Consider the following 22,386-nt stretch of genomic DNA (forward strand, 5'->3'; position numbering starts at 1 on the left):
ATCGCTGATATCGACACATGACCATATTGGTCAACGGTTAAGTTATTAAGGGCGCACGGTGGATGCCTTGGCACTAGGAGCCGATGAAGGACGGGACTAACACCGATATGCTTCGGGGAGCTGTAAGTAAGCTTTGATCCGGAGATTTCCGAATGGGGAAACCCACTGCTCGTAATGGAGCAGTATCCTTATCTGAATACATAGGGTATGGAAGGCAGACCCGGGGAACTGAAACATCTTAGTACCCGGAGGAAGAGAAAGCAAACGCGATTTCCTGAGTAGCGGCGAGCGAAACGGAATTAGCCCAAACCAAGAGGCTTGCCTCTTGGGGTTGTAGGACACTCAACATGGAGTTACAAAGGAACGGGGTAAATGAAGCGATCTGGAAAGGTCCGTCATAGAAGGTAAAAACCCTGTAGTTGAAACTTCGTTCCCTCCTGAGTGGATCCTGAGTACGGCGGGACACGAGAAATCCCGTCGGAAGCAGGGAGGACCATCTCCCAAGGCTAAATACTCCCTAGTGACCGATAGTGAACCAGTACCGTGAGGGAAAGGTGAAAAGCACCCCGGAAGGGGAGTGAAATAGATCCTGAAACCGTGTGCCTACAAGTAGTTAGAGCCCGTTAATGGGTGATAGCGTGCCTTTTGTAGAATGAACCGGCGAGTTACGATTACGTGCAAGGTTAAGTCGATGAGACGGAGCCGTAGCGAAAGCGAGTCTGAATAGGGCGCATGAGTACGTGGTCGTAGACCCGAAACCAGGTGATCTACCCATGTCCAGGGTGAAGTTCAGGTAACACTGAATGGAGGCCCGAACCGACTCACGTTGAAAAGTGAGCGGATGAGGTGTGGGTAGGGGTGAAATGCCAATCGAACCTGGAGATAGCTGGTTCTCTCCGAAATAGCTTTAGGGCTAGCCTCATGTGTTAGAGTCTTGGAGGTAGAGCACTGATTGGACTAGGGGTCCTCATCGGATTACCGAATTCAGTCAAACTCCGAATGCCAAAGACTTATCCATGGGAGTCAGACTGCGAGTGATAAGATCCGTAGTCAAGAGGGAAACAGCCCAGACCGCCAGCTAAGGTCCCCAAGTATACGTTAAGTGGAAAAGGATGTGGAGTTGCTTAGACAACCAGGATGTTGGCTTAGAAGCAGCCACCATTTAAAGAGTGCGTAATAGCTCACTGGTCGAGTGACTCTGCGCCGAAAATGTACCGGGGCTAAACGTATCACCGAAGCTGCGGACTGTTCTTACGAACAGTGGTAGGAGAGCGTTCTAAGGGCGTTGAAGCTAGACCGTAAGGACTGGTGGAGCGCTTAGAAGTGAGAATGCCGGTATGAGTAGCGAAAGAAGGGTGAGAATCCCTTCCACCGAATGCCTAAGGTTTCCTGAGGAAGGCTCGTCCGCTCAGGGTTAGTCGGGACCTAAGCCGAGGCCGAAAGGCGTAGGCGATGGATAACAGGTTGATATTCCTGTACCACCTCCACTCCGTTTGAGCAATGGGGGGACGCAGAAGGATAGGGTAAGCGCGCTGTTGGATATGCGCGTCTAAGCAGCAAGGCTGAGAAGTAGGCAAATCCGCTTCTCATTAAGGCTGAGCTGTGATAGCAAGGGAAATATAGTACCGAAGTTCCTGATTTCACACTGCCAAGAAAAGCCTCTAGCGAGGAGTATGGTGCCCGTACCGCAAACCGACACAGGTAGGCGAGGAGAGAATCCTAAGGTGAGCGAGAGAACTCTGGTTAAGGAACTCGGCAAAATGACCCCGTAACTTCGGGAGAAGGGGTGCTCTGTTAGGGTGTTAAAGCCCGAGAGAGCCGCAGTGAATAGGCCCAGGCGACTGTTTAGCAAAAACACAGGTCTCTGCGAAGCCGTAAGGCGAAGTATAGGGGCTGACGCCTGCCCGGTGCTGGAAGGTTAAGGGGAGAGGTTAGCGCAAGCGAAGCTTTGAACCGAAGCCCCAGTAAACGGCGGCCGTAACTATAACGGTCCTAAGGTAGCGAAATTCCTTGTCGGGTAAGTTCCGACCCGCACGAAAGGCGTAACGATCTGGGCACTGTCTCAACCAGAGACTCGGTGAAATTATAGTACCTGTGAAGATGCAGGTTACCCGCGACAGGACGGAAAGACCCCGTGGAGCTTTACTGTAGCCTGATATTGAATTTTGGTACAGCTTGTACAGGATAGGTAGGAGCCTGAGAAGCCGGAGCGCTAGCTTCGGTGGAGGCGTCGGTGGGATACTACCCTGGCTGTATTGAAATTCTAACCCGCAGCCCTTATCGGGCTGGGAGACAGTGTCAGGTGGGCAGTTTGACTGGGGCGGTCGCCTCCTAAAGAGTAACGGAGGCGCCCAAAGGTTCCCTCAGAATGGTTGGAAATCATTCGCAGAGTGTAAAGGCACAAGGGAGCTTGACTGCGAGACCTACAAGTCGAGCAGGGACGAAAGTCGGGCTTAGTGATCCGGTGGTTCCGCATGGAAGGGCCATCGCTCAACGGATAAAAGCTACCCCGGGGATAACAGGCTTATCTCCCCCAAGAGTCCACATCGACGGGGAGGTTTGGCACCTCGATGTCGGCTCATCGCATCCTGGGGCTGTAGTCGGTCCCAAGGGTTGGGCTGTTCGCCCATTAAAGCGGTACGCGAGCTGGGTTCAGAACGTCGTGAGACAGTTCGGTCCCTATCCGTCGTGGGCGCAGGAAATTTGAGAGGAGCTGTCCTTAGTACGAGAGGACCGGGATGGACGCACCGCTGGTGTACCAGTTGTCTTGCCAAAGGCATAGCTGGGTAGCTACGTGCGGACGGGATAAGTGCTGAAAGCATCTAAGCATGAAGCCCCCCTCAAGATGAGATTTCCTTTTACTTCGGTAAGTAAGATCCCTGAAAGATGATCAGGTAGATAGGTTCGAGGTGGAAGCATGGCGACATGTGGAGCTGACGAATACTAATCGATCGAGGACTTAACCCAAATAAGTATCGAAATAAGTGAACGATAGGAATATCTTGATAGGAACACATTATCTAGTTTTGAAGGAACAAGAAAGATGTAAAAACATCTTGATTTTCTTTCTCAATTTTGTATAATATAATTTGTCTGGTAATGATGGCGAAGAGGTCACACCCGTTCCCATACCGAACACGGAAGTTAAGCTCTTCAGCGCCGATGGTAGTTGGGGGATCTCCCCCTGTGAGAGTAGGACGTTGCCAGGCTAGTATTGTTCCACCATAGCTCAGCGGTAGAGCATTCGGCTGTTAACCGAAGGGTCGTAGGTTCGAATCCTACTGGTGGAGCCATGCTTCCATAGCTCAGTTAGGTAGAGCACTTCCATGGTAAGGAAGAGGTCACCGGTTCGAGCCCGGTTGGAAGCTTATACAAAAAAATTGGCCCGTTGGTCAAGCGGTTAAGACACCGCCCTTTCACGGCGGTAACACGGGTTCGAATCCCGTACGGGTCACCAAAGTTTTTTCACGACAGTGAAAATAACTAAGTTTTTTGCGTCAGCAAAATAACTTTCCTTTTAAATTAATAATACATTGGAGGATTAGCTCAGCTGGGAGAGCATCTGCCTTACAAGCAGAGGGTCGGCGGTTCGATCCCGTCATCCTCCACCATATCCCTTGGAGGGGTAGCGAAGTGGCTAAACGCGGCGGACTGTAAATCCGCTCCTTCGGGTTCGGCAGTTCGAATCTGCCCCCCTCCACCATTTTAACTTCGAAATGAAAATTCCGGAGTTTTTGTTTGAAGAAATGTATAAACTCCCTTAAATCAGAGATAATAAGTGAAGTTAGTTATCACTGAAGATTGGGTATGTGGTACATAGAGAAACAACTACATTTAATGGGCTATAGCCAAGCGGTAAGGCATCGCACTTTGACTGCGACATGCGTTGGTTCGAATCCAGCTAGCCCAGCCAACGTGCCATTAGCTCAGTCGGTAGAGCATCTGACTTTTAATCAGAGGGTCGAAGGTTCGAGTCCTTCATGGCACATATCTTTTTACAAAGCTTTATTATAACTACATAAGGGGCCTTAGCTCAGCTGGGAGAGCGCCTGCTTTGCACGCAGGAGGTCAGCGGTTCGATCCCGCTAGGCTCCACTTTCTAATAAAGTTTAAGTCATAGACCATTTGGTTTATGGCTTTTTTGTATGCCCCTTTTTTAGAAAGGTCTTCGATAAAAGGAAGCACGAAAAGGTTTCTCTCGTACCTATAAAGCTTAGGGGATCGCATGAGTGAATCGGGCGATAATTTCAATTTACGGGCGACTTTTCAGGTTTACGGGCGATAATTTGAATAATCGGGCGAAAATAAAATTTTACGGGCGATTTTTAAAAAATACGGGCGAAAATCGCAACTAATCGGGCGAAACGTAAAAATAGCCGCTCAGTCTCAGATCGGGTCACCCAACTTTATAGCTCTATCCTCCCAGCTTCCTCCGGGCAACTTATCCGCCCTCCCTCCACCACTAATAATCCGACAATTCCAAACTGCATATATATTCAAAACTATGTCGAGTTGAGTCATCTGATAGTTTCCCTATACAATAGAAGTAGATTACATAAAGGGGGACACGATTCATGAAGAAAGATATCAGTATTATTGGAGTACCAATGGACTTGGGCCAGACACGTCGCGGAGTGGATATGGGTCCTAGTGCGATAAGATATGCAGGGGTAGTGGAACGATTAGAAAATTTAACAAAGACGATAGAAGACCTGGGAGATATTGAGATTGGAAGTAGAGAGAGAACAGCAACTGGTGAAAGCAATCTTAAAAATTTGAAAGCGGTTGCGGAAGCAAGTGAGAACCTGGCTTCTAAAGTGGACGAAGTACTTTCAAATGACAGGTTTCCGCTTGTTTTCGGTGGAGATCATAGTATTGCTATTGGGACCATTGCGGGCCTTGCAAAGCACTATTCCAACATGGGGGTCATTTGGTATGACGCACACGGCGACCTAAATACGGGCGAAACATCCCCATCAGGCAATATCCATGGCATGCCGCTTGCTGTAAGCTTAGGCATTGGTGATTCAACATTAACGTCAATCGGCGGCGACCATGCTAAAATCAAGCCAGAGAATATTGTGATTATCGGGGCAAGATCTTTGGATGAAGGCGAGAAGATATTAATTAAGGAAAAAGGAATCAAAGTATTTACGATGCATGAGATTGATCGAATGGGTATGGCTGCTGTGATGGAAGAGGCTATTGCCTACTTGAGGGAACGACAAACAGACGGGGTTCATTTATCATTGGACCTTGATGGGCTAGATCCTCATGATGCGCCTGGAGTAGGGACACCAGTGCTTGGTGGTATCTCTTACCGTGAAAGTCACCTGGCGATGGAAATGTTAGAAGAAGCAAATATCCTGACTTCAGCAGAATTTGTGGAAGTTAACCCAATTTTAGACGAGCGTAACAAAACAGCAACGGTAGCTGTAGCGTTAATGGGATCTTTATTTGGTGAAAAACTTCTTTAAAATAAAGGATCTGTTAAACACCGCTGTTGATTTCCGCAAATGGCTTCGCTTTCCGCGGGACGGTGCTTGAGCCTCCTCACTCCGTTGCGGGGTCTCAATCTACCGTTACCCCCCGCTGGAGTCTGCGCCTTTTGCTCCAATCAACAGCTAAAAAATTCCACTTATAAAAAAACACCAGCAACTAATACTTAAGAAGTTGCTGGTTTTCGTTTGATTTGTAAGTATAGGTATTGATTTATCAATGAATCAAGCGAGGTGCTCGCATCAATTACTTCCTTAGATTGAAGATGGTTGGATGAGGAAAGTCGAATCATTTCTTCTCTTTTTCTCTCAATTGCTTCCTGTAAATGGACGGTAGCATGGACGGCCACTATACAACACCCCTTATTCATTAGGCTTCAAAAACTAATTAGTAGTTTTTACCCTCTTTTATCCTTTTTAAAACCAATTTCAGTAAAAATTTGTTAGAATATATTTTATAGAGAAAAATGAAACCTTTTAGGGCGAAGACACGTATTACTAGTCGACCGCCAGACAACGGGGGAACGGAATGGAAGAACTAATCAGAAAAAGAATAAAACAAATAAAAAAAGGCGATCAGGATGCATTTGCGGAAATTGTGGAATTGTTTAAAGACAAGATCTATCAATTGGTTTACCGAATGATTGGCAATTCGCATGAAGCAGAAGACATTGCACAAGAAGCTTTCATACGTGCATATATTAACATCAACAGCTTTGATGTTAATCGCAAATTTTCGACCTGGTTATATCGGATTGCGACAAACCTGACGATTGACCGCATTCGCAAAAAGAAGCCGGATTATTATTTAGATGCAGAAGTAGCAGGTACAGAAGGTTTAACGATGTATTCCCAGGTTGCCGCAGATATTGCTTTACCTGAGGAGGAAGTGGAAACGATGGAGCTGCAAGGAGAAATCCAGCGCCAGATATTAAAGCTTCCTGATAAATACCGATCGGTAATTGTCTTAAAGTACATTGACGAGTTATCATTGATTGAAATCAGTGAAATCCTAGAAATTCCGGTCGGAACAGTAAAGACCCGAATCCATAGAGGGCGAGAAGCGCTGAGACAGCAATTGCGCCATGTTTAATTCTGGAGGTGTTATAAACAATGAATAAATGCCCGGAACATATCGTCCAGTATATGCATGAGTATTTAGATGGTGATCTAGAACAAGAACGAGAAAAAGAGCTAAAAGCACATCTCCACGACTGCAAGGAATGCTACCAGCAGTTCCATGAGCTGGAGAAGGCGATTGCTCTTGTGCAAAGCACCTCTCATATATCTGCACCAAATGATTTCACGCAAAGAGTGATGAATAGTTTACCGAAAGAAAAGAAGACCATTGGTTGGAATCGCTGGCTGCGTTCCCACCCAATGCTTGTAGCGGCCGCCATTTTCTTTATTTTAATGAGTGGAAGTTTATTTGGAGGCTGGCAGGAAGATAAGTTTGCATTCACCAACCAGCCGGATCTTGTTGTAGAGGATAATACTGTCGTTGTCCCAGAAGGCAAGGTTGTGGAAGGGGATGTTGTCGTGAAGAACGGGAATATCCGCGTTGATGGTGAAGTTAGAGGCAATGTGACGGTCATAAATGGAGAAATCATCAATGGTGAAAACTACCTCGCTTCCGCAGGCCAAGTAACAGGAGAAATCGAAGAAATCGACCAGGCTTTTGAATGGATCTGGTACACCATGAAAGACGGCTTCAAAAAAGCGGTTGACGTGTTCAACGACTGAGCAATAACCTAGTTGATCGCAGTGGAAGGCGCGAAGACTCCCGCGGGAGGAAGGGACAGGTGAGACCCCGCAACGCAGTGAGGAGGCTCACGGACCGCCCGCAGGAAAGCGAAGCGCCTGAAACGGAGATCAACTGTTAAATGCTATCAAATGAGATGCTTGAAACAATTCAAGCATCTTTTTATATTTCAAGGAGATTATAATAATGTTGCAAAACATGAATTAAAAGGCCATTTCTACCTGATTATTAAAAATATGCTATAATAACATGGTTACGGTTTTCGTACTTGATACATAAATCTTGTACTGTTAAAGGAAGTGTGAGGATGCCTTTTGAAATACCTTTTGGAGATATGCCATATTTAAGTTATCTTGCAAATATCATAGATATTTTACTCGTTTGGTTTGTTATCTATAAGCTTATCATGGTCATCCGTGGGACAAAGGCGGTCCAGTTATTAAAAGGGATAACAGTCATTGTAGTGGTAAGGATCATTAGTAACTTTTTAGGATTCAGTACCTTACAATGGTTGATGGACCAAGCTTTGACATGGGGATTCCTGGCGATTATCATTATCTTTCAGCCAGAGCTTCGACGCGCCTTGGAGCAATTGGGTAGAGGGAAATTGTTTTCAAGAAGCGGTATAGATGATGAGGAAGAGCATGCCAAAATGATTGAAGCGGTCGTTAAATCCGTTCAATACATGGCCAAACGCCGTATTGGAGCGTTGATTTCGATTGAAAGAGAGACCGGAATGGGAGATTACATAGAAACGGGTATTCCGTTGCATGCAAAAGTTTCATCCGAGCTCTTAATTAACATTTTTATTCCAAATACACCACTTCATGATGGAGCGGTTATTTTGCAAAAGAGCCAAGTATCTGCAGCAGCTTGTTACCTTCCATTGTCTGAGAGTCCTTTTATTTCGAAGGAACTAGGTACAAGGCATAGAGCAGCACTTGGAATCAGTGAAGTAACAGATAGTATCACCATTATAGTATCTGAGGAGACAGGAAGTATTTCTGTTACGAAGAACGGTGAATTGCACCGTGACCTGGAACCTGAATTATTCAGCGAGTTGTTGAAGAAGGAATTAGATACAAGCGTGAAGACCAATACTTCGAATCGCTGGCAGTGGAGGGGGCAGAAGGATGGATAAGTTTATCAATAACCGTTGGGTGATGAAAATTATCGCGTTGTTATTGGCCTTTATGCTATACATGTCAGTCAGCATCGAGAATAGTTCCACTCAGCAGACAGATTCTCCCCCTTCTCCTTTTTCCGGATCTACGGACGTGCAAACGGTGACTGATGTTCCGGTTGAAACGTTCTATGACAGGGAGAACCTGGTGGTATCAGGTATCCCGCAAAGTGTTACGGTTACACTTGAGGGTCCAACTGCATCTGTTAAACCAACAGCTTTGCAGAAGGATTTTGAAATCATTGCAGATCTTTCAAATCTAGGTATCGGAACTCACGAAGTAACGTTAGAGTCTCGAAATCTTTCTGACAGATTAAGTGTAGCAATTGAACCAGCAGTAGCTTCTGTTACCATCCATGAAAGAATATCCGAGGATTTCCCTGTGGACGTTGATTTTATTAACAGAGGCCAAATGGAAGAAGGCTATCAGGCAGAACAACCAATTGTTAAGCCTAATATTGTAAAAGTAACAGGATCTCGCGAATTGATTGAAAGTATTGCATTGGTGAAAGCACGTGTGGACCTTAAAGGCGTCAATGAGTCCATTGAACAACAATCCCGTGTGACAGTCTACGACAGAGAAGGAAACACGTTGAATGTGGAAATTGATCCTCCTGTGGTAGATGTAAATGTTCCGATTACAAGTCCTTTTAAATCAGTTCCGTTGAAAATAAATCGCAAAGGGTCATTAAAAGAGGACCTGAGTATTACCAAGATAGAAGCAGAACCGAATGAAGTAACTGTCTATGGACCGAAAAGCGCCATTGACAAGTTGGAGTTCATTGATAATATAGAGTTGGATTTAACGGAGATCACAGAGAGCACAACCATTGAAGTTGATGTGCCTGTACCGGATGGCGTGAAACGCGTTGTACCGGAGAAGGTGAAGATCAACGTGGAAGTGGAAAAAGAAGAACAAAAGACGTTTACAAACGTCCCTATACAACAAATCGGGCTATCAGAAGGGTTGGGACTAGAATTCATTGACCCGGAAACTGGTTTAATGGATCTTACCATACTTGGTGCACCTAGTACCCTTGAGAGCGTTAATAGCTCCGATATGGAAATGTATATCAATGTAACAGATTTGAACGCTGGGGAACATGAAGCCCCTCTTGAGATAAACGGTCCGCAAAACGTTTCGTGGGACCTGCCAAAAAGAAATGTAAAGTTTAGATTAATAGAAGAAACTAATGAGTAGTAAAAGGAGAGATTTACGAAATGGGTAAATATTTTGGTACGGATGGAGTGCGCGGTGTAGCGAACTCGGAATTAACACCTGAATTGGCATTTAAAGTAGGACGTTTGGGAGGATATGTGTTAACGAAGGACCAAACTCGTCCGAAAGTGCTGATCGGTCGTGACACGCGTATTTCAGGACACATGCTTGAAGGAGCGCTAGTGGCAGGATTACTTTCCATTGGCGCAGAAGTCATGCGTTTAGGTGTAATCTCCACTCCTGGTGTGGCTTACCTGACAAAAGCATTGGGTGCCCAAGCTGGTGTGATGATCTCTGCTTCTCATAATCCGGTAGCAGACAACGGTATCAAGTTTTTCGGTCCGGACGGATTCAAACTATCTGACGAGCAGGAAGCGGAAATCGAAGCATTAATGGACCAAGAGACAGACACCCTTCCACGTCCAGTCGGTGCTGACCTAGGTCAAGTGAACGACTATTTTGAAGGCGGACAGAAGTACCTTCAGTTCCTAAAGCAAACAGTGGATGAGGATTTCTCCGGTATCCATATTGCCCTGGATTGTGCACATGGTGCAACATCTTCTCATGCAACACATCTTTTTGCAGACCTAGAGGCGGACATCTCGACAATGGGATCTTCACCGAATGGATTGAACATCAATGATGGTGTCGGTTCTACTCACCCTGAGACACTAGCGCAATTAGTGCTTGAAAAAGGTGCAGACATCGGTCTTGCATTCGATGGCGACGGAGACCGCATCATCGCAGTCGATGAAAAGGGTCAAATCGTCGACGGTGATCAAATCATGTTCATCTGTGCAAAATATTTGAGCGAAAATGGACGCTTACGTCATAACACAGTAGTATCCACTGTCATGAGTAACCTAGGTTTCTACAAAGCATTAGAGGCTAACAATGTTGAAACAAAGCAAACAGCAGTAGGAGACCGTTATGTAGTGGAAGAGATGAAGAACGGAAACTACCTTCTTGGCGGAGAGCAATCTGGCCACATCATCTTCCTTGACTACAACACAACAGGGGACGGCATGCTGACAGGCCTTCAGCTTGTAAACATCATGAAGTTGACGAAAAAGAGCCTGTCTGAGCTTGCTGGCGAAATGACAAAGTTCCCTCAACTACTTGTGAACATAAGAGTGACGGACAAGCACCGTGTTACAGAGAACGAGAAAGTGAAAGCTGTCATTGAAGCGGTAGAAGCAGAAATGAACGGCAACGGCCGCATTCTTGTGCGTCCTTCTGGTACAGAGCCACTTGTACGTGTCATGGCCGAAGCTCCAACACAAGAGCAATGCGATGAGTACGTAGAACGTATCGCAGCTGTTGTGCGCGCGGAAATGGGTACGGAATAATTGATATAGTGAACGAGAAAGATATGCATAAACCGCACTTATGGAGCGGTGGATGCATATCTTTTTTATATGGTGTGGGAATTTTGGTTACGGCGTACTCACTATCCAATTCACACCAGTAGTATGAGAAAAAATACCCCCACCTTTGCATTAAATGGAAATAATCCACATAATTGTTGACGAATTGGGGTATGGAAGGTAAGATATTATTTGTTGCTATTCAAGAACGGAAAGGAGCATTAAAGTCAGAAAACTATAATTAGATACACAAAGCGCCTGAACTAAGCGACGGACGAAACAACGCTTAGTTGACGAGGAGGAGGTTTATCGATCTATCGGCGGATGCCTCCCGGTTGCCAATCACAACCGACTCAGGAACAGTTTAAAGCATAAAGGCAACTTTATGTACAAAGACTGTTACTATGATTACAAAATTATTTTATAGGTAATGTGGGGGCAAGACTGTCCCCTTACTATGGTGTGCTTTCTTGTCCCTGCAACTCTAGGGAGGAAATTAACTATGTGCGGAATCGTTGGATATATCGGAACACAAGATACAAAAGAAATTCTTTTAAAAGGTCTAGAAAAGCTTGAATACCGTGGGTATGACTCTGCTGGTATTGCTGTAATGAACGAAAACGGCGTACACGTATTCAAGGAAAAAGGCCGTATTGCGGACCTACGCGAAGTAGTGGACAATGACGTTTTAGCATCAACTGGAATCGGTCACACTCGCTGGGCAACTCACGGTGTACCAAGTAAAGTAAATGCGCATCCACACCAAAGCACGTCTGGTCGCTTTACACTTGTACACAACGGAGTTATCGAGAACTATTCACAACTTAAACGCGAACACTTACAAGGCGTAGAGCTAGTAAGTGAAACAGATACAGAAGTAGTTGTACAAATCATCGAGAAATTTGCAAACGAAGGACAGCATGTGGAAGAAGCAATGCGTCGCACTCTTTCCATCCTTAAAGGTTCTTACGCGATTGCTTTACTGGACAATGAAGATCCAGAAACAATCTATGTAGGAAAAAACAAGAGCCCTCTATTAGTTGGCGTAGGAAAAGGTGACTTCAACGTAGTGGCAAGTGACGCAATGGCGATGATCCAAGTGACGGATCAATTCGTGGAGCTGATGGACAAAGAGATGGTTATCGTGAAGAAAGAAGCGGTAACAATTAAAAAGCTGAACGGCGAAATCATCGAGCGCGCGCCATACACTGCTGAACTTGATGCAAGTGATATCGAAAAAGGCACATACCCACATTACATGTTAAAAGAAATCGATGAGCAGCCATTAGTAATCCGTAAGCTCATCCAAAAATATCAAAACGAAAACGGCGAGTTGACGATTGATTCTGATATCATCAACGCTGTTAACCAATCTGACCGCATCTACATCGTAGCAGCGGGAACAAGCTACCACGCAGGTCTTGTTGGAGCGCAAATGATTGAAAAGCTTGCGAAGGTACCTGTAGAAGTACACGTAGCAAGTGAGTTCAACTACAACATGCCAATTTTATCTGAAAAGCCGCTATTCATCTTCATCTCTCAAAGTGGAGAAACAGCGGACAGCCGTGCAGTACTTGTACAAGTGAAAGAGCTTGGTTACCCGGCCCTTACTGTTACAAACGTACAAGGATCTACACTGTCCCGTGAAGCGGATTTCACATTGCTACTTCACGCAGGCCCTGAGATTGCAGTAGCTTCTACAAAAGCATACACGGCACAACTTGGCGTTCTGTCTATTTTTGCTGCAGTACTAGCGGAATCTAAAGGACACAACCTAGAATTCGACCTAGTGCAAGACCTGGGTATCGTTGCAAACGCAATGGAAGTTCTATGTGATGCAAAAGAAGAGCTTGAAGACATCGCTCGCAAATTCCTGGCTACAACAAGAAATTGCTTCTTCATCGGCCGTACAATGGACTACTATGTAGGTCTTGAAGGTGCATTAAAACTAAAAGAAATCTCCTACATCCAAGCAGAAGGATTTGCTGGAGGAGAATTGAAGCACGGAACGATCGCCCTAATCGAAAATGGTACACCAGTTATCGCCATCTCCACACAAGAACAAGTGGACCTATCCATCCGCGGTAACGTGAAAGAGGTAGTAGCACGTGGTGCCAACCCTTGTATCATTTCCATGAAAGGCCTAGAAACAGAAGAAGACAGCTTCGTTGTACCACCAGTAAACGAACTGCTATCTCCACTAGTTTCAGTTATTCCGTTGCAATTGATCTCTTACTACGCAGCACTTCACAGAGATTGTGACGTAGATAAGCCACGTAACCTTGCGAAGAGCGTTACAGTGGAATAAATCACCAAAAAGACCCAACCGATTTCTGGTTGGGTCTTTTCTTATGGAATTAACTTGCTTTTCTCTCAAGATGTACATTCTGCGGCTTTTCTTTTATAACCTTCCCCCAAACAAACCCTAATATACCACCGATAATTGCCGGGAGAATCCAGCCTAAACCTACTTCATATAAAGGAAGAACTGTAGCAAAAAGGTCTTCAAGTGGGGCAATGCTCATACCTGCTGCCTTTAACGCATCAGTGATTGCCACAATGGAAGTGAAAATCATGCTTCCTTGGTACACTTCTTTTTTTCCGTTAAAGAATGAGTGTAAGAATGTTAAGGCCATAAGACAAACAACAAATGGATAGATCGCAACTAACACCGGTACGGATACGGCGATTAATTGAGTTAAGCCCACGTTTGCAAAAATTGCACTAATCGTGGATAACAGAATAACAAAAGTTTTGTAAGAAATGCTTGGCAATAGCTTATTAAAATAAGAAGAGCAAGAAATAATTAAACCAATACTAGTTGTTAAACAAGCGCCAATAACGATCAGGCTTAGTAATAGCCCACCGTAAGCGCCAAAAAAGTGATTGGATGCACCCGATAGCACCGCGCCTCCATTTTCTAATAACCCTAATGCTCCGACACTTGAAGCTCCAATATAAGATAGAGAAGTATAGATGATGGCAAGAAGTCCTGCTGCAATACTGCCTGCTTTTGTGACAGCGATCATGATTTCTTTCTTCGTTGTCGCACCCTTTGCTTTTACGGCATTGATGACAACAATTCCGAATACAAAGGCAGCAAGGGCATCCATTGTCAGGTATCCCTCTTGGAATCCTGTGAAGAAAGAGCCATCTACATAATTTTCTGTAGGGGCCTGGAAGCTGCCGATAGGAAAAATAAAGGCCGTTGCAATTAATATCCCTATGAAAACCAGTAATAGTGGCGTTAAAACTTTTCCGACAATATCAACTATTTTAGTAGACTTCAATGAAAAGAAGACGGTAACGCCAAAAAATAGAATGGTGAAGATCAATAACCCTAGGCTGCTTGTTTCTTCAGATAAGAACGGCCTGATTCCCATTTCAAAGGAAGCGGTCCCTGTTCTAGGGATGGCAAAGAGAGGCCCAATTGCTAGATATAAAATAACCGTAAAAGCAAGTCCGAAAACGGGATGTACCCTGCTTGCTAAGGACTGGAGATCACTTTTCCCCGAATATCCTAATGCCAATACTCCAAGTAAAGGCAAGCCAACCCCGGTAACAATAAAGCCCGCATTAGCAGACCAAATATTCGTTCCTGCAGATTGACCAAGCATGGCTGGAAAAATTAAGTTTCCCGCACCAAAGAATAAAGCAAAAAGCATAAAACCGATAGCTAGTACAAATGAAAATGGCATTTTGTTATTCATCTTAAGTCCCCCTGGTAGTTTAGTGATCTGGTTGATTCCGCATAAATATATAGATAATTATTTTAGTAAGGTAATATATTGCATACCACAAGATATCATATGCAAAATATTTATGCAATATATTACGTAGGTTTGTAACATGTAATATATTGTATTTTAAGACAGAATGCTATACACTTTTAATAGATCTAACTCGAATTTTATAAAGGTGGTTGATCATAATGCCCATACCTTCTAACTATTCATCACCCACTCGTGTGTCTGCCAAAAAGCGCGCTTTTGCTCAAATTCAAGAGTGGATCATTGATGGAACGCTTCAACCGAAAGAAAAGCTGAATGATGCGGAGCTTGCACAAGCATTAGGTGTAAGCAGAACGCCTATACGGGAAGCGCTACAACTTTTGAATGTTCAAGGTTTAGTGGAAATGTTTCCAGGAGTTGGCACGCAAGTCACCTCTGTAAATAAAGAAGACATCACCAAGATCTTGCCTCCATTAGGGGCTTTAGAGGCCTTAGCGGCTGAACTGGCAACACCCTTAATTACCCAAGATACTATCGATACATTGCGTGAGATAAATACTGCATTTGCTCACGCCATTAAAAAAGGGGACTTTTATTCCGCTTTAAAGCAGGATGAACAGTTCCATAATATTATTGTAGAAAATGCACAGAACCCGTATCTGGCTAACTCAGTATCAAATCTACAGGCACATGTTCTGCGTCTCTATTTCCACCAATCCATTATATTGACAAGTGCTTCTATAGAAGAGCACGAATCTATGTTAAAAGCATTTGAAAATCGAGATAAAGAAACGGCGGCTAAAATAGCCCGCACTAACTGGCTGCGAGCTATTGATGAGTTTTATGCGGAGCAGAAAGATAGTGGGGAATAGCTTTACTATACATTCGAACGGAGCATAACAATGGAAATTATTGAACTTAGAGAGAAGGGTCAACTATTGGATAAGGCTATCCAAGTTTTTTGGCAACAGTGGGGAAGTGAGGAGAACTTCAAATTTTACGAAGATGCGATTCTCCAATCTGCTACAACCTCTTCTGATATACCACGGTTTTATGTGGCAGTGGAAGAGGGAGAAATCATTGGTACATATGCTATTTTAAGAAATGATATAAATAGCCGTCAGGACCTGTGTCCATGGTTGGCTTGCCTTTATGTTGCGGAGGAGCACAGAGGGAAGGGGATAGGTGCCAAGCTTTTGGAGCATGGATTAAGCGTGGCTGCTGAAAAAGGCTATGAGAACCTATACCTAACAACAGATTTAGAAAACTATTATGAGAGATACGGCTGGAAAAATAGCGGGATTGCATATGGACCAGGCGGTGGCTCGATTAAGCTTTATGAAAAAGGGACTACTAAATAAAAGAAAAGCCAGATGAAGGTTTTAACCTCTATCTGGCTTTGTTGTATTATTTTTTCACTTTCACATCATAACGGTCTGCATCCATTACTTTCACCCATGCAGCCACAAAGTCTTTTACAAACTTTTCTTGGCTGTCGTCTTGTGCGTACACTTCGACAAGGGCACGAAGGACGGAGTGGGAACCAAAGACAAGGTCTACTCTTGTAGCGGTTCGAACGAGTTCGCCTGTTTGGCGATCACGTGCCTCGTAGTAGCCTTCTCCTTCTACTGGCTTCCATTCCACACCCATATCAAGCAAAGTCAAAAAGAAATCGTTCGTGAGCGTACCGACTCTCTCCGTGAAGACGCCGTGCTTGGTGTCGCCATGGTTCGCACCTAGGACACGCAAGCCTCCAATCAGAACAGTCAGCTCCTTTGCAGATAGGTCCATAAGCTGAGCTTTGTCTACCATGAACTCTTCCGGCTTTAAGGAGTATTCTTTCTTATGGTAGTTGCGGAATGCGTCTGAAACAGGCTCCAATACTTCGAAGTTTTCTTCGTCTGTTTGGTCCTGTGTGGCATCACCGCGGCCTGGTGTAAATGGAACTTTCACATCAAAGCCCGCATCTTTGGCTGCTTTTTCAACAGCAGCACTTCCGCCAAGTACGATAAGATCTGCAAGGCTGACGTTTTTGTCCAGAGTACTCTGCAGGTCTTCTAATACATTAATAGCCTTTGCAAGCTGCTCAGGCTCGTTTGCTTCCCAATCCTTTTGAGGGGAAAGGCGAACGCGGGCACCGTTTGCGCCACCGCGTCTGTCCGAATGACGATAAGTGCTGGCAGAAGCCCAAGCAGTTTTAACAAGCTCACTGACAGAGAGACCGCAGTTCAATAGTTTAGCTTTAAGGTCCTCAATCTCTGCGTCTGTTAATGTGTAGTCAACTTTCGGAACCGGATCCTGCCAAATGAATTCTTCTTCCGGCACTTCAGGTCCTAAATATCTGTCGCGAGGTCCCATATCACGGTGAAGCAGCTTGAACCATGCACGTGCAAAGGCATCAGCAAACTCATCCGGATTTTGATGGAAGCGGCGAGAGATCTTTTCGTATTCCGGGTCCATTCGCATTGCCATGTCCGCTGTCGTCATCATCGTTTTTACTTTTTTGGATGGGTCGTGAGCGTCTGGAGCTAAATGCTCTTCATCCGGATCGATTGGTGCCCATTGGTAGGCGCCAGCCGGGCTTTTCGTCAGCTCCCACTCATATCCGAACAGTAAATCAAAATAGCTCATATCCCATTTAGTTGGGGTTGGTGTCCATGCACCTTCGATTCCACTTGTGATCGTGAATGCGCCGTGGCCTGTTTCGTGGGTGCTCTTCCAACCGAAACCTTGGTGTTCAAGGCCTGCTCCTTCTGGCTCTTCTGTCACATGAGATGGATCACCAGCACCGTGGGCTTTTCCGAATGTATGTCCACCGGCAGTCAATGCCACGGTTTCTTCATCATTCATTCCCATCCGTTTAAATGTATCTCGAATATCAAAGGCACTTTTCTTCGGATCTGGTTCACCGTTTGGTCCTTCCGGATTAACGTAGATCAATCCCATTTGTACGGCAGCAAGCGGGTTCTCTAGGTCACGTTCGCCGGAATAACGGTTGTCACCAAGCCATTCCTTTTCAGGACCCCAGTTTACATCTTCCTCAGGCTGCCAAATATCTTCACGGCCGCCACCAAATCCGATTGTTTTTCCACCCATGGATTCAATCGCAACATTTCCTGCAAAAACGAGCAAGTCAGCCCAAGAGAGCTTGTTGCCATATTTCTTTTTAATCGGCCAAAGGAGACGGCGTGCCTTGTCCAAGTTTCCATTATCAGGCCAGCTGTTTAACGGTGCAAAACGCTGCGATCCGCTTCCGCCGCCTCCGCGTCCATCTGCTTGACGATATGTACCTGCAGCATGCCAGCTCATACGGATAAAGAACGGCCCGTAATGACCATAGTCCGCCGGCCACCAGTCTTGGCTATCTGTCATAAGATTATGTAAGTCCTCTTTCAGGCTTGCATAATCGATCTTTTGAAATTCCTCTGCGTAGTTAAAATCTTCCCCTAGTGGGTTTGTCTTCGTGTCATGCTGGTGAAGCACATGCAAATCAAGCTGGTTCGGCCACCAGTCCTTGTTCTTCGTTCCTTTAATTGGCTTATCAGAACCTTCCCCCGTAAATGGGCACTTTCCAACGTTCTCATTGTCCATACATCTTTTCCCCTTTCTGTTTTGAGAAGAGTAAATAGCACACTAACTTGCCTTACAACGTACGAAACCACAAAATGAGACAACATCAATTCTTACATTATAATTATAATAAATAATCAACAGAATAAAAAGAAATACGCACCTATTTTTAGTAATATTCTGAAATTAATATAATTTGGGTACGTCGCCAATTCTTAAGGTGCCTTTTTATTGGAATTTAATACCTTTAAGGTGATAAAAAAGCCAATCGTCATTGCTAGGCGATTAGCTTTAAATTTATTCCTCTGAAGTGTCTCTGAACCTATACATATATTCGTAATAATAAATTTGGTAGTCCGTTTCAAAGGTAGATTTGCTCCAAATACTCGTTTTATCGTTTGTTTCCTCTGTTTCCACTAGTCTCAGTTCGCCTGCGTCAAGGGTCATGATATTGGAATCCACGACTTTTAGCTCTTCCTTATCGGCGTTCAGTGCACGTATCCGGACCTGTACGTCTTTTTCTTCCTCTAAGTTATTTTTTGCGAAGAAGTAGTTTTGATAACCTTCATCTGAACAACTTTCCGTCCTTCGTCTGACGCAATTTTTTTCAGAGTTCATGAAAAGAACGGTGACTTCCTTATCTGTTTCAGATTCAGCTAGTGCCTGCATGGCAGTTTCGATTTTGTGAACATATGCAGCTTTTTGAGCGGTAGGGTAGACCAACGAAAATAATAACAAGAAGGCAACTCCTAATATACCAGCAAAGGCCCACACCGCTTTAGGGTTATGAACAGATTTTGGAGCTCCTTTATGCGTAATGCTGACAATGATATTGACGATCGCTATGATGAATACAATAGCCCCAGTAACGGTAAGCCCTATTATGCCTTCAAAAAAGTTTGGCAATAGGGGCAGTTGATAGGAGTGGTAAAAGTAATAATTCATCGCGCCTACGAGAGCTATTATGATGAAAAGCAGAATACTAGGTTTCTTCCAATCTATCTTTTCCCTTTTTCCATTCCCGGCATCAATGGCCGACCATCCGAGCCATATAAAAGGGATGGTGAAAATTAAAGCCATGACAACGACAAATCCCATTTGTTTCTCCTTTCTAATCCTTGTTAGATAGTAAACTAGTAATGGATAACCACACAAACCCTACGGAAAATAGGCATAGCACGCCTAATGCAAGACCATAAAGGATGCTCCCGTCCCTGAAAAACTCAAATGACGAAATTCCTGTAATGATAGTTATTGCTAAAAATAGAATCATGAAGAAAAAGGTTTGAATGGTATCAAGAAAACGTTGCATAATTTTGCCCCAATCCTTTCTACGGAAACTCACGTACATTTAATACCTTAATTTGGAATAATTTAAACCGTAAATTAGTTATTTATACAAATAATGTATTTTATCAGTATAACGTATGGTGGTTGCTGGCTGAATGGTAGTTTAGGACTATTGAGGGGGGAATAGATATTTATGTTTATCACAATAACCCATCGAAAAGTTATAATAACCTCTGGAAAAGTCACAATCCCCGCTGAAATAGTTACAATATCTCTTTTAAAAGTTACAATCCACCGAAATGGGGAGATGATTAATTAAAAAATTAAGCTAGTATAGTTGAAAAACCCTTATTTTTAGGCTACCGTTCATATTAAGAGAAGTTTTGAATGGAGAGAGAGCATATGATGTTAGCGTTAGGTGTTTTAGGAGTGCTAGTTTTGGTTGGCGGGCTGTTTGCAACACTTCAGGTAGCGGGAAAAGGGGATCAGGACTATCAGAAGAAATCAGAGGGGAATGTAAGACGCCTCACGTATATTTATATCGCGTTGTTTGTTGTTATTATAGTTGGATTTATTGTTTATTTGAGATGGTTTGTGTAGCATGGATAGATAAAAGACCCCCGAGAGAGTTATCTCCCGGGGGTCTTTTGTGTTTACTATAACTTAAACGAACTCTTCAACGACACAATCTCATTAAACACAAGCTTATCGGCAGTCGTATGCTTTGGATCCACATTAAAGTAGCCGTGGCGGAAGAACTGGAATTTCTCCTGTGGCGCCACACCCTTCATGTTTTCCTCCACAAAACCGTTTAACACTTTCATGGAATTCGGGTTCACGTGGTCAAGGAAGGACTTTTCCACTTCCACAGATTCCTCTTCGGTGCCAGCAACATTTGCCACTTCAGCTTCCACTTCAGACTCAGGCTCCTCGTCTAATAACAACGGCTCGAACAAACGGAACTCAGCAGGGACAGCTTGGGACGCTTCCACCCAGTGCAAGGTACCTTTTACTTTACGGCCTGTAAAGCCTGTACCGCTCTTGGTTTCCGGATCATACGTACAGTGGATTTCCACCACATTGCCGTCCTCATCCTTAATGAAGTCCTCACACTTAATAAAGTAAGCATGTTTCAAGCGAACCTCATTGCCAGGGAAGAGGCGGAAGTATTTTTTCGGTGGATCTTCCATGAAATCCTCTTGCTCGATATAGATCTCGCGGGAGAAAGGAATCTGTCTTGTGCCCATTTCTGGATTTTCCGGGTTGATTTCCGCATCCAGCATTTCCACTTGTCCTTCAGGATAGTTGGTGATGACCACTTTCAACGGACGTACAACACCCATCGTACGAGGGGACTTCAATTTCAGATCTTCACGCACAAAGTGATCTAGCATTTGCGAGTCAACGAAACCGGATCCCTTGGAAACACCTGTTTCACGAACGAATGCGCGGATAGCTTCCGGTGTGTAGCCTTTACGGCGCAGTCCGGAAATCGTCGGCATACGAGGGTCGTCCCAACCGTCCACAATTCCTTCTTCCACAAGCTTGCGTAGCTTACGCTTACTCATAACAGCATTGGTGATGTTCAAACGGCCAAACTCGATTTGCTGTGGCGTTCCAGCCATTTCTGTTTCTTCCACTACCCAGTTGTATAGTGGACGTTGATCTTCAAACTCCACCGTACAGATAGAATGAGTCACATCTTCAATCGCATCCTCGATCGGGTGTGCGAAGGCATACATTGGGTAGATGCACCATTTGTCTCCTGTGTTGTGGTGGGTTGCATGAGAAATGCGGTAGATGACAGGGTCGCGCAGGTTGATGTTCGGTGACTTCATGTCAATTTTTGCACGAAGCACTTTCTCACCATTGCCAAATTCGCCTTTACGCATGCGCTCAAATAGGTCAAGGTTCTCTTCCACAGAGCGGTCGCGGTATGGGCTGTCTTTTCCTGGCTCTTTCAAAGTCCCACGATAAGCGCGGATTTCATCAGCAGACAGGTCGTCCACATACGCTTTGCCTTTCTTAATCAAAAGAACTGCACGATTGTACATCTCTTCAAAGTAATCAGATGCAAAGAATAGTCCGTCCCAATCATAGCCAAGCCATTTAACGTCTTCTTTGATGGAGTTAACATATTCAACATCTTCTTTTAAAGGGTTGGTGTCGTCAAAGCGCAGGTTCGTTTTTCCGTTGAACTCGTCAGCAAGATCAAAGTTGATGACGATGGATTTTGCGTGTCCGATATGTAGGTAACCGTTTGGCTCTGGAGGGAAGCGGGTGATGACATGGTTGCGCTTGCCGGATTCCAGGTCCTCTTTTATGATATTTCGAATAAAATTCGAGTTTGCTGGGTTATGTTCCAAGTTTTTCAACCTTCCTTATATAAGAATGCCGGGGGAGCGGGCTATTTCAGCTATTTTCCCCACATTTATGATAGTCAATATTGTAACACAAGAAATGGCAAGCGCAAAAGCTTATAAGAGCGGGAGTGGCGGAAAAAGGAGAAGGATGAAGACCTTTGTCGTGCTCAGTCTTTGTCAGAGAGGTCCTCATTGCCTCGATGAAGACCTCAGTTGAGCTCGAACCGCATTAGAGAGGTCCTCATTGCCTCGATGAAGACCTCAGTTGAGCTCGAACCGCATTAGAGAGGTCCTCATTGCCTCGATGAAGACCTCAGTTGAGCTCGAACCGCATCAGCGAGGTTCTCACCGCCTGAATGAAGACCTCAGTCGATCCCAATCCGCGTTAGCGAGGTCCTCATCG

Annotated in this window: 16 protein-coding genes, 8 tRNA genes and 2 rRNA genes; 20 read left to right on the forward strand and 6 right to left on the reverse strand. The window is 44.6% G+C overall.

Annotation, left to right across the window (positions count from 1 at the left end; genetic code table 11):
• Nucleotides 1-35 precede the first annotated feature (35 nt).
• The 11 genes from K7887_RS00950 (at nucleotide 36) to rocF (ending at nucleotide 5,477) form a co-directional block, all read left to right on the forward strand.
• Nucleotides 36-2,967, forward strand: a 23S ribosomal RNA gene (locus tag K7887_RS00950).
• Nucleotides 2,968-3,092: 125 nt separating this feature from the next.
• Nucleotides 3,093-3,209 (forward strand): 5S ribosomal RNA (rrf, locus tag K7887_RS00955).
• 9 nt (nucleotides 3,210-3,218) lie between these two features.
• Nucleotides 3,219-3,293: transfer RNA gene (locus K7887_RS00960), tRNA-Asn, on the forward strand.
• Between the two features lies 1 nt (nucleotide 3,294).
• A tRNA-Thr gene (locus tag K7887_RS00965) sits at nucleotides 3,295-3,368 on the forward strand.
• Nucleotides 3,369-3,382: 14 nt separating this feature from the next.
• A tRNA-Glu gene (locus K7887_RS00970) sits at nucleotides 3,383-3,457 on the forward strand.
• A 78-nt stretch (nucleotides 3,458-3,535) separates the two neighbouring features.
• Nucleotides 3,536-3,611 (forward strand) — tRNA-Val (locus tag K7887_RS00975).
• An 8-nt stretch (nucleotides 3,612-3,619) separates the two neighbouring features.
• Nucleotides 3,620-3,703: transfer RNA gene (locus K7887_RS00980), tRNA-Tyr, on the forward strand.
• Between the two features lie 135 nt (nucleotides 3,704-3,838).
• A tRNA-Gln gene (locus K7887_RS00985) sits at nucleotides 3,839-3,913 on the forward strand.
• 2 nt (nucleotides 3,914-3,915) lie between these two features.
• A tRNA-Lys gene (locus tag K7887_RS00990) sits at nucleotides 3,916-3,988 on the forward strand.
• A gap of 34 nt (nucleotides 3,989-4,022) precedes the next feature.
• Nucleotides 4,023-4,095, forward strand: a tRNA-Ala gene (locus K7887_RS00995).
• A gap of 479 nt (nucleotides 4,096-4,574) precedes the next feature.
• Nucleotides 4,575-5,477, forward strand: a complete 903-nt coding sequence (gene rocF / locus K7887_RS01000) for an arginase (RefSeq protein WP_223491793.1) — start codon at nucleotides 4,575-4,577, stop codon at nucleotides 5,475-5,477.
• A gap of 188 nt (nucleotides 5,478-5,665) precedes the next feature.
• Here rocF and K7887_RS01005 read toward each other — a convergent pair whose 3' ends face one another.
• Complete coding sequence (locus K7887_RS01005) at nucleotides 5,666-5,848, reverse strand: aspartyl-phosphate phosphatase Spo0E family protein (protein WP_010194972.1); 183 nt, start codon at nucleotides 5,846-5,848, stop codon at nucleotides 5,666-5,668.
• A gap of 179 nt (nucleotides 5,849-6,027) precedes the next feature.
• On the opposite strand from K7887_RS01005, the gene sigW reads away from it, so the two are divergent.
• The 6 genes from sigW (at nucleotide 6,028) to glmS (ending at nucleotide 13,337) form a co-directional block, all read left to right on the forward strand.
• Entirely contained in the window at nucleotides 6,028-6,591 is a 564-nt protein-coding gene (sigW, locus tag K7887_RS01010) for an RNA polymerase sigma factor SigW (RefSeq protein ID WP_060666092.1), read from the forward strand.
• A 20-nt stretch (nucleotides 6,592-6,611) separates the two neighbouring features.
• Nucleotides 6,612-7,241, forward strand: a complete 630-nt coding sequence (locus tag K7887_RS01015; RefSeq protein WP_223491794.1) for an anti-sigma factor family protein — start codon at nucleotides 6,612-6,614, stop codon at nucleotides 7,239-7,241.
• Nucleotides 7,242-7,579: 338 nt separating this feature from the next.
• Nucleotides 7,580-8,401 carry a diadenylate cyclase CdaA gene (gene cdaA / locus K7887_RS01020; protein WP_223493551.1) on the forward strand — a complete coding sequence of 274 codons (822 nt, stop codon included), beginning with the start codon at nucleotides 7,580-7,582 and terminating at the stop codon, nucleotides 8,399-8,401.
• Nucleotides 8,394-9,644: a CdaR family protein gene (locus K7887_RS01025; RefSeq protein WP_223491795.1), complete on the forward strand. Its 1,251-nt coding sequence runs from the start codon at nucleotides 8,394-8,396 to the stop codon at nucleotides 9,642-9,644. Before cdaA ends, K7887_RS01025 begins: the two co-directional genes overlap by 8 nt.
• Nucleotides 9,645-9,664: 20 nt before the next feature.
• Nucleotides 9,665-11,011, forward strand: coding sequence for a phosphoglucosamine mutase (gene glmM / locus K7887_RS01030; RefSeq protein WP_223491796.1), 1,347 nt, complete (start codon nucleotides 9,665-9,667; stop codon nucleotides 11,009-11,011).
• A gap of 520 nt (nucleotides 11,012-11,531) precedes the next feature.
• Complete coding sequence (gene glmS, locus K7887_RS01035) at nucleotides 11,532-13,337, forward strand: glutamine--fructose-6-phosphate transaminase (isomerizing) (protein WP_223491797.1); 1,806 nt, start codon at nucleotides 11,532-11,534, stop codon at nucleotides 13,335-13,337.
• A gap of 49 nt (nucleotides 13,338-13,386) precedes the next feature.
• Here glmS and brnQ read toward each other — a convergent pair whose 3' ends face one another.
• Nucleotides 13,387-14,739, reverse strand: a complete 1,353-nt coding sequence (brnQ, locus tag K7887_RS01040) for a branched-chain amino acid transport system II carrier protein (protein WP_223491798.1) — start codon at nucleotides 14,737-14,739, stop codon at nucleotides 13,387-13,389.
• Nucleotides 14,740-14,960: 221 nt separating this feature from the next.
• Here brnQ and K7887_RS01045 point away from each other — a divergent pair, with 221 nt between their 5' ends.
• Together K7887_RS01045 and K7887_RS01050 are read left to right on the forward strand one after the other, a co-directional pair.
• Complete coding sequence (locus K7887_RS01045) at nucleotides 14,961-15,632, forward strand: GntR family transcriptional regulator (RefSeq protein ID WP_223491799.1); 672 nt, start codon at nucleotides 14,961-14,963, stop codon at nucleotides 15,630-15,632.
• A 30-nt stretch (nucleotides 15,633-15,662) separates the two neighbouring features.
• Nucleotides 15,663-16,121 (forward strand): GNAT family N-acetyltransferase, encoded by a 459-nt coding sequence (locus tag K7887_RS01050; protein WP_223491800.1) that lies wholly within the window; start codon nucleotides 15,663-15,665, stop codon nucleotides 16,119-16,121.
• Between the two features lie 46 nt (nucleotides 16,122-16,167).
• Here the strand turns inward: K7887_RS01050 and katG are convergent, their stop codons facing one another.
• The 3 genes from katG to K7887_RS01065 all read right to left on the reverse strand — a co-directional run bounded on the left by katG (nucleotide 16,168) and on the right by K7887_RS01065 (nucleotide 19,642).
• Complete coding sequence (gene katG, locus K7887_RS01055; RefSeq protein ID WP_223491801.1) at nucleotides 16,168-18,351, reverse strand: catalase/peroxidase HPI; 2,184 nt, start codon at nucleotides 18,349-18,351, stop codon at nucleotides 16,168-16,170.
• 276 nt (nucleotides 18,352-18,627) lie between these two features.
• Complete coding sequence (locus K7887_RS01060) at nucleotides 18,628-19,428, reverse strand: MFS transporter (protein ID WP_223491802.1); 801 nt, start codon at nucleotides 19,426-19,428, stop codon at nucleotides 18,628-18,630.
• Between the two features lie 13 nt (nucleotides 19,429-19,441).
• Nucleotides 19,442-19,642 carry a hypothetical protein gene (locus tag K7887_RS01065; RefSeq protein ID WP_223491803.1) on the reverse strand — a complete coding sequence of 67 codons (201 nt, stop codon included), beginning with the start codon at nucleotides 19,640-19,642 and terminating at the stop codon, nucleotides 19,442-19,444.
• Between the two features lie 380 nt (nucleotides 19,643-20,022).
• Between K7887_RS01065 and K7887_RS01070 the strand changes: the two genes are divergently transcribed.
• Complete coding sequence (locus tag K7887_RS01070) at nucleotides 20,023-20,220, forward strand: hypothetical protein (RefSeq protein WP_223491804.1); 198 nt, start codon at nucleotides 20,023-20,025, stop codon at nucleotides 20,218-20,220.
• Between the two features lie 56 nt (nucleotides 20,221-20,276).
• On the opposite strand, the gene K7887_RS01075 is transcribed toward K7887_RS01070, so the two are convergent.
• Nucleotides 20,277-21,986 (reverse strand): glutamine--tRNA ligase/YqeY domain fusion protein, encoded by a 1,710-nt coding sequence (locus K7887_RS01075; RefSeq protein WP_223491805.1) that lies wholly within the window; start codon nucleotides 21,984-21,986, stop codon nucleotides 20,277-20,279.
• Nucleotides 21,987-22,386: the final 400 nt, after the last annotated feature.

This window comes from Sutcliffiella horikoshii, from assembly GCF_019931755.1.
In the GTDB taxonomy this organism is placed as follows: domain Bacteria; phylum Bacillota; class Bacilli; order Bacillales; family Bacillaceae_I; genus Sutcliffiella_A; species Sutcliffiella_A horikoshii_E.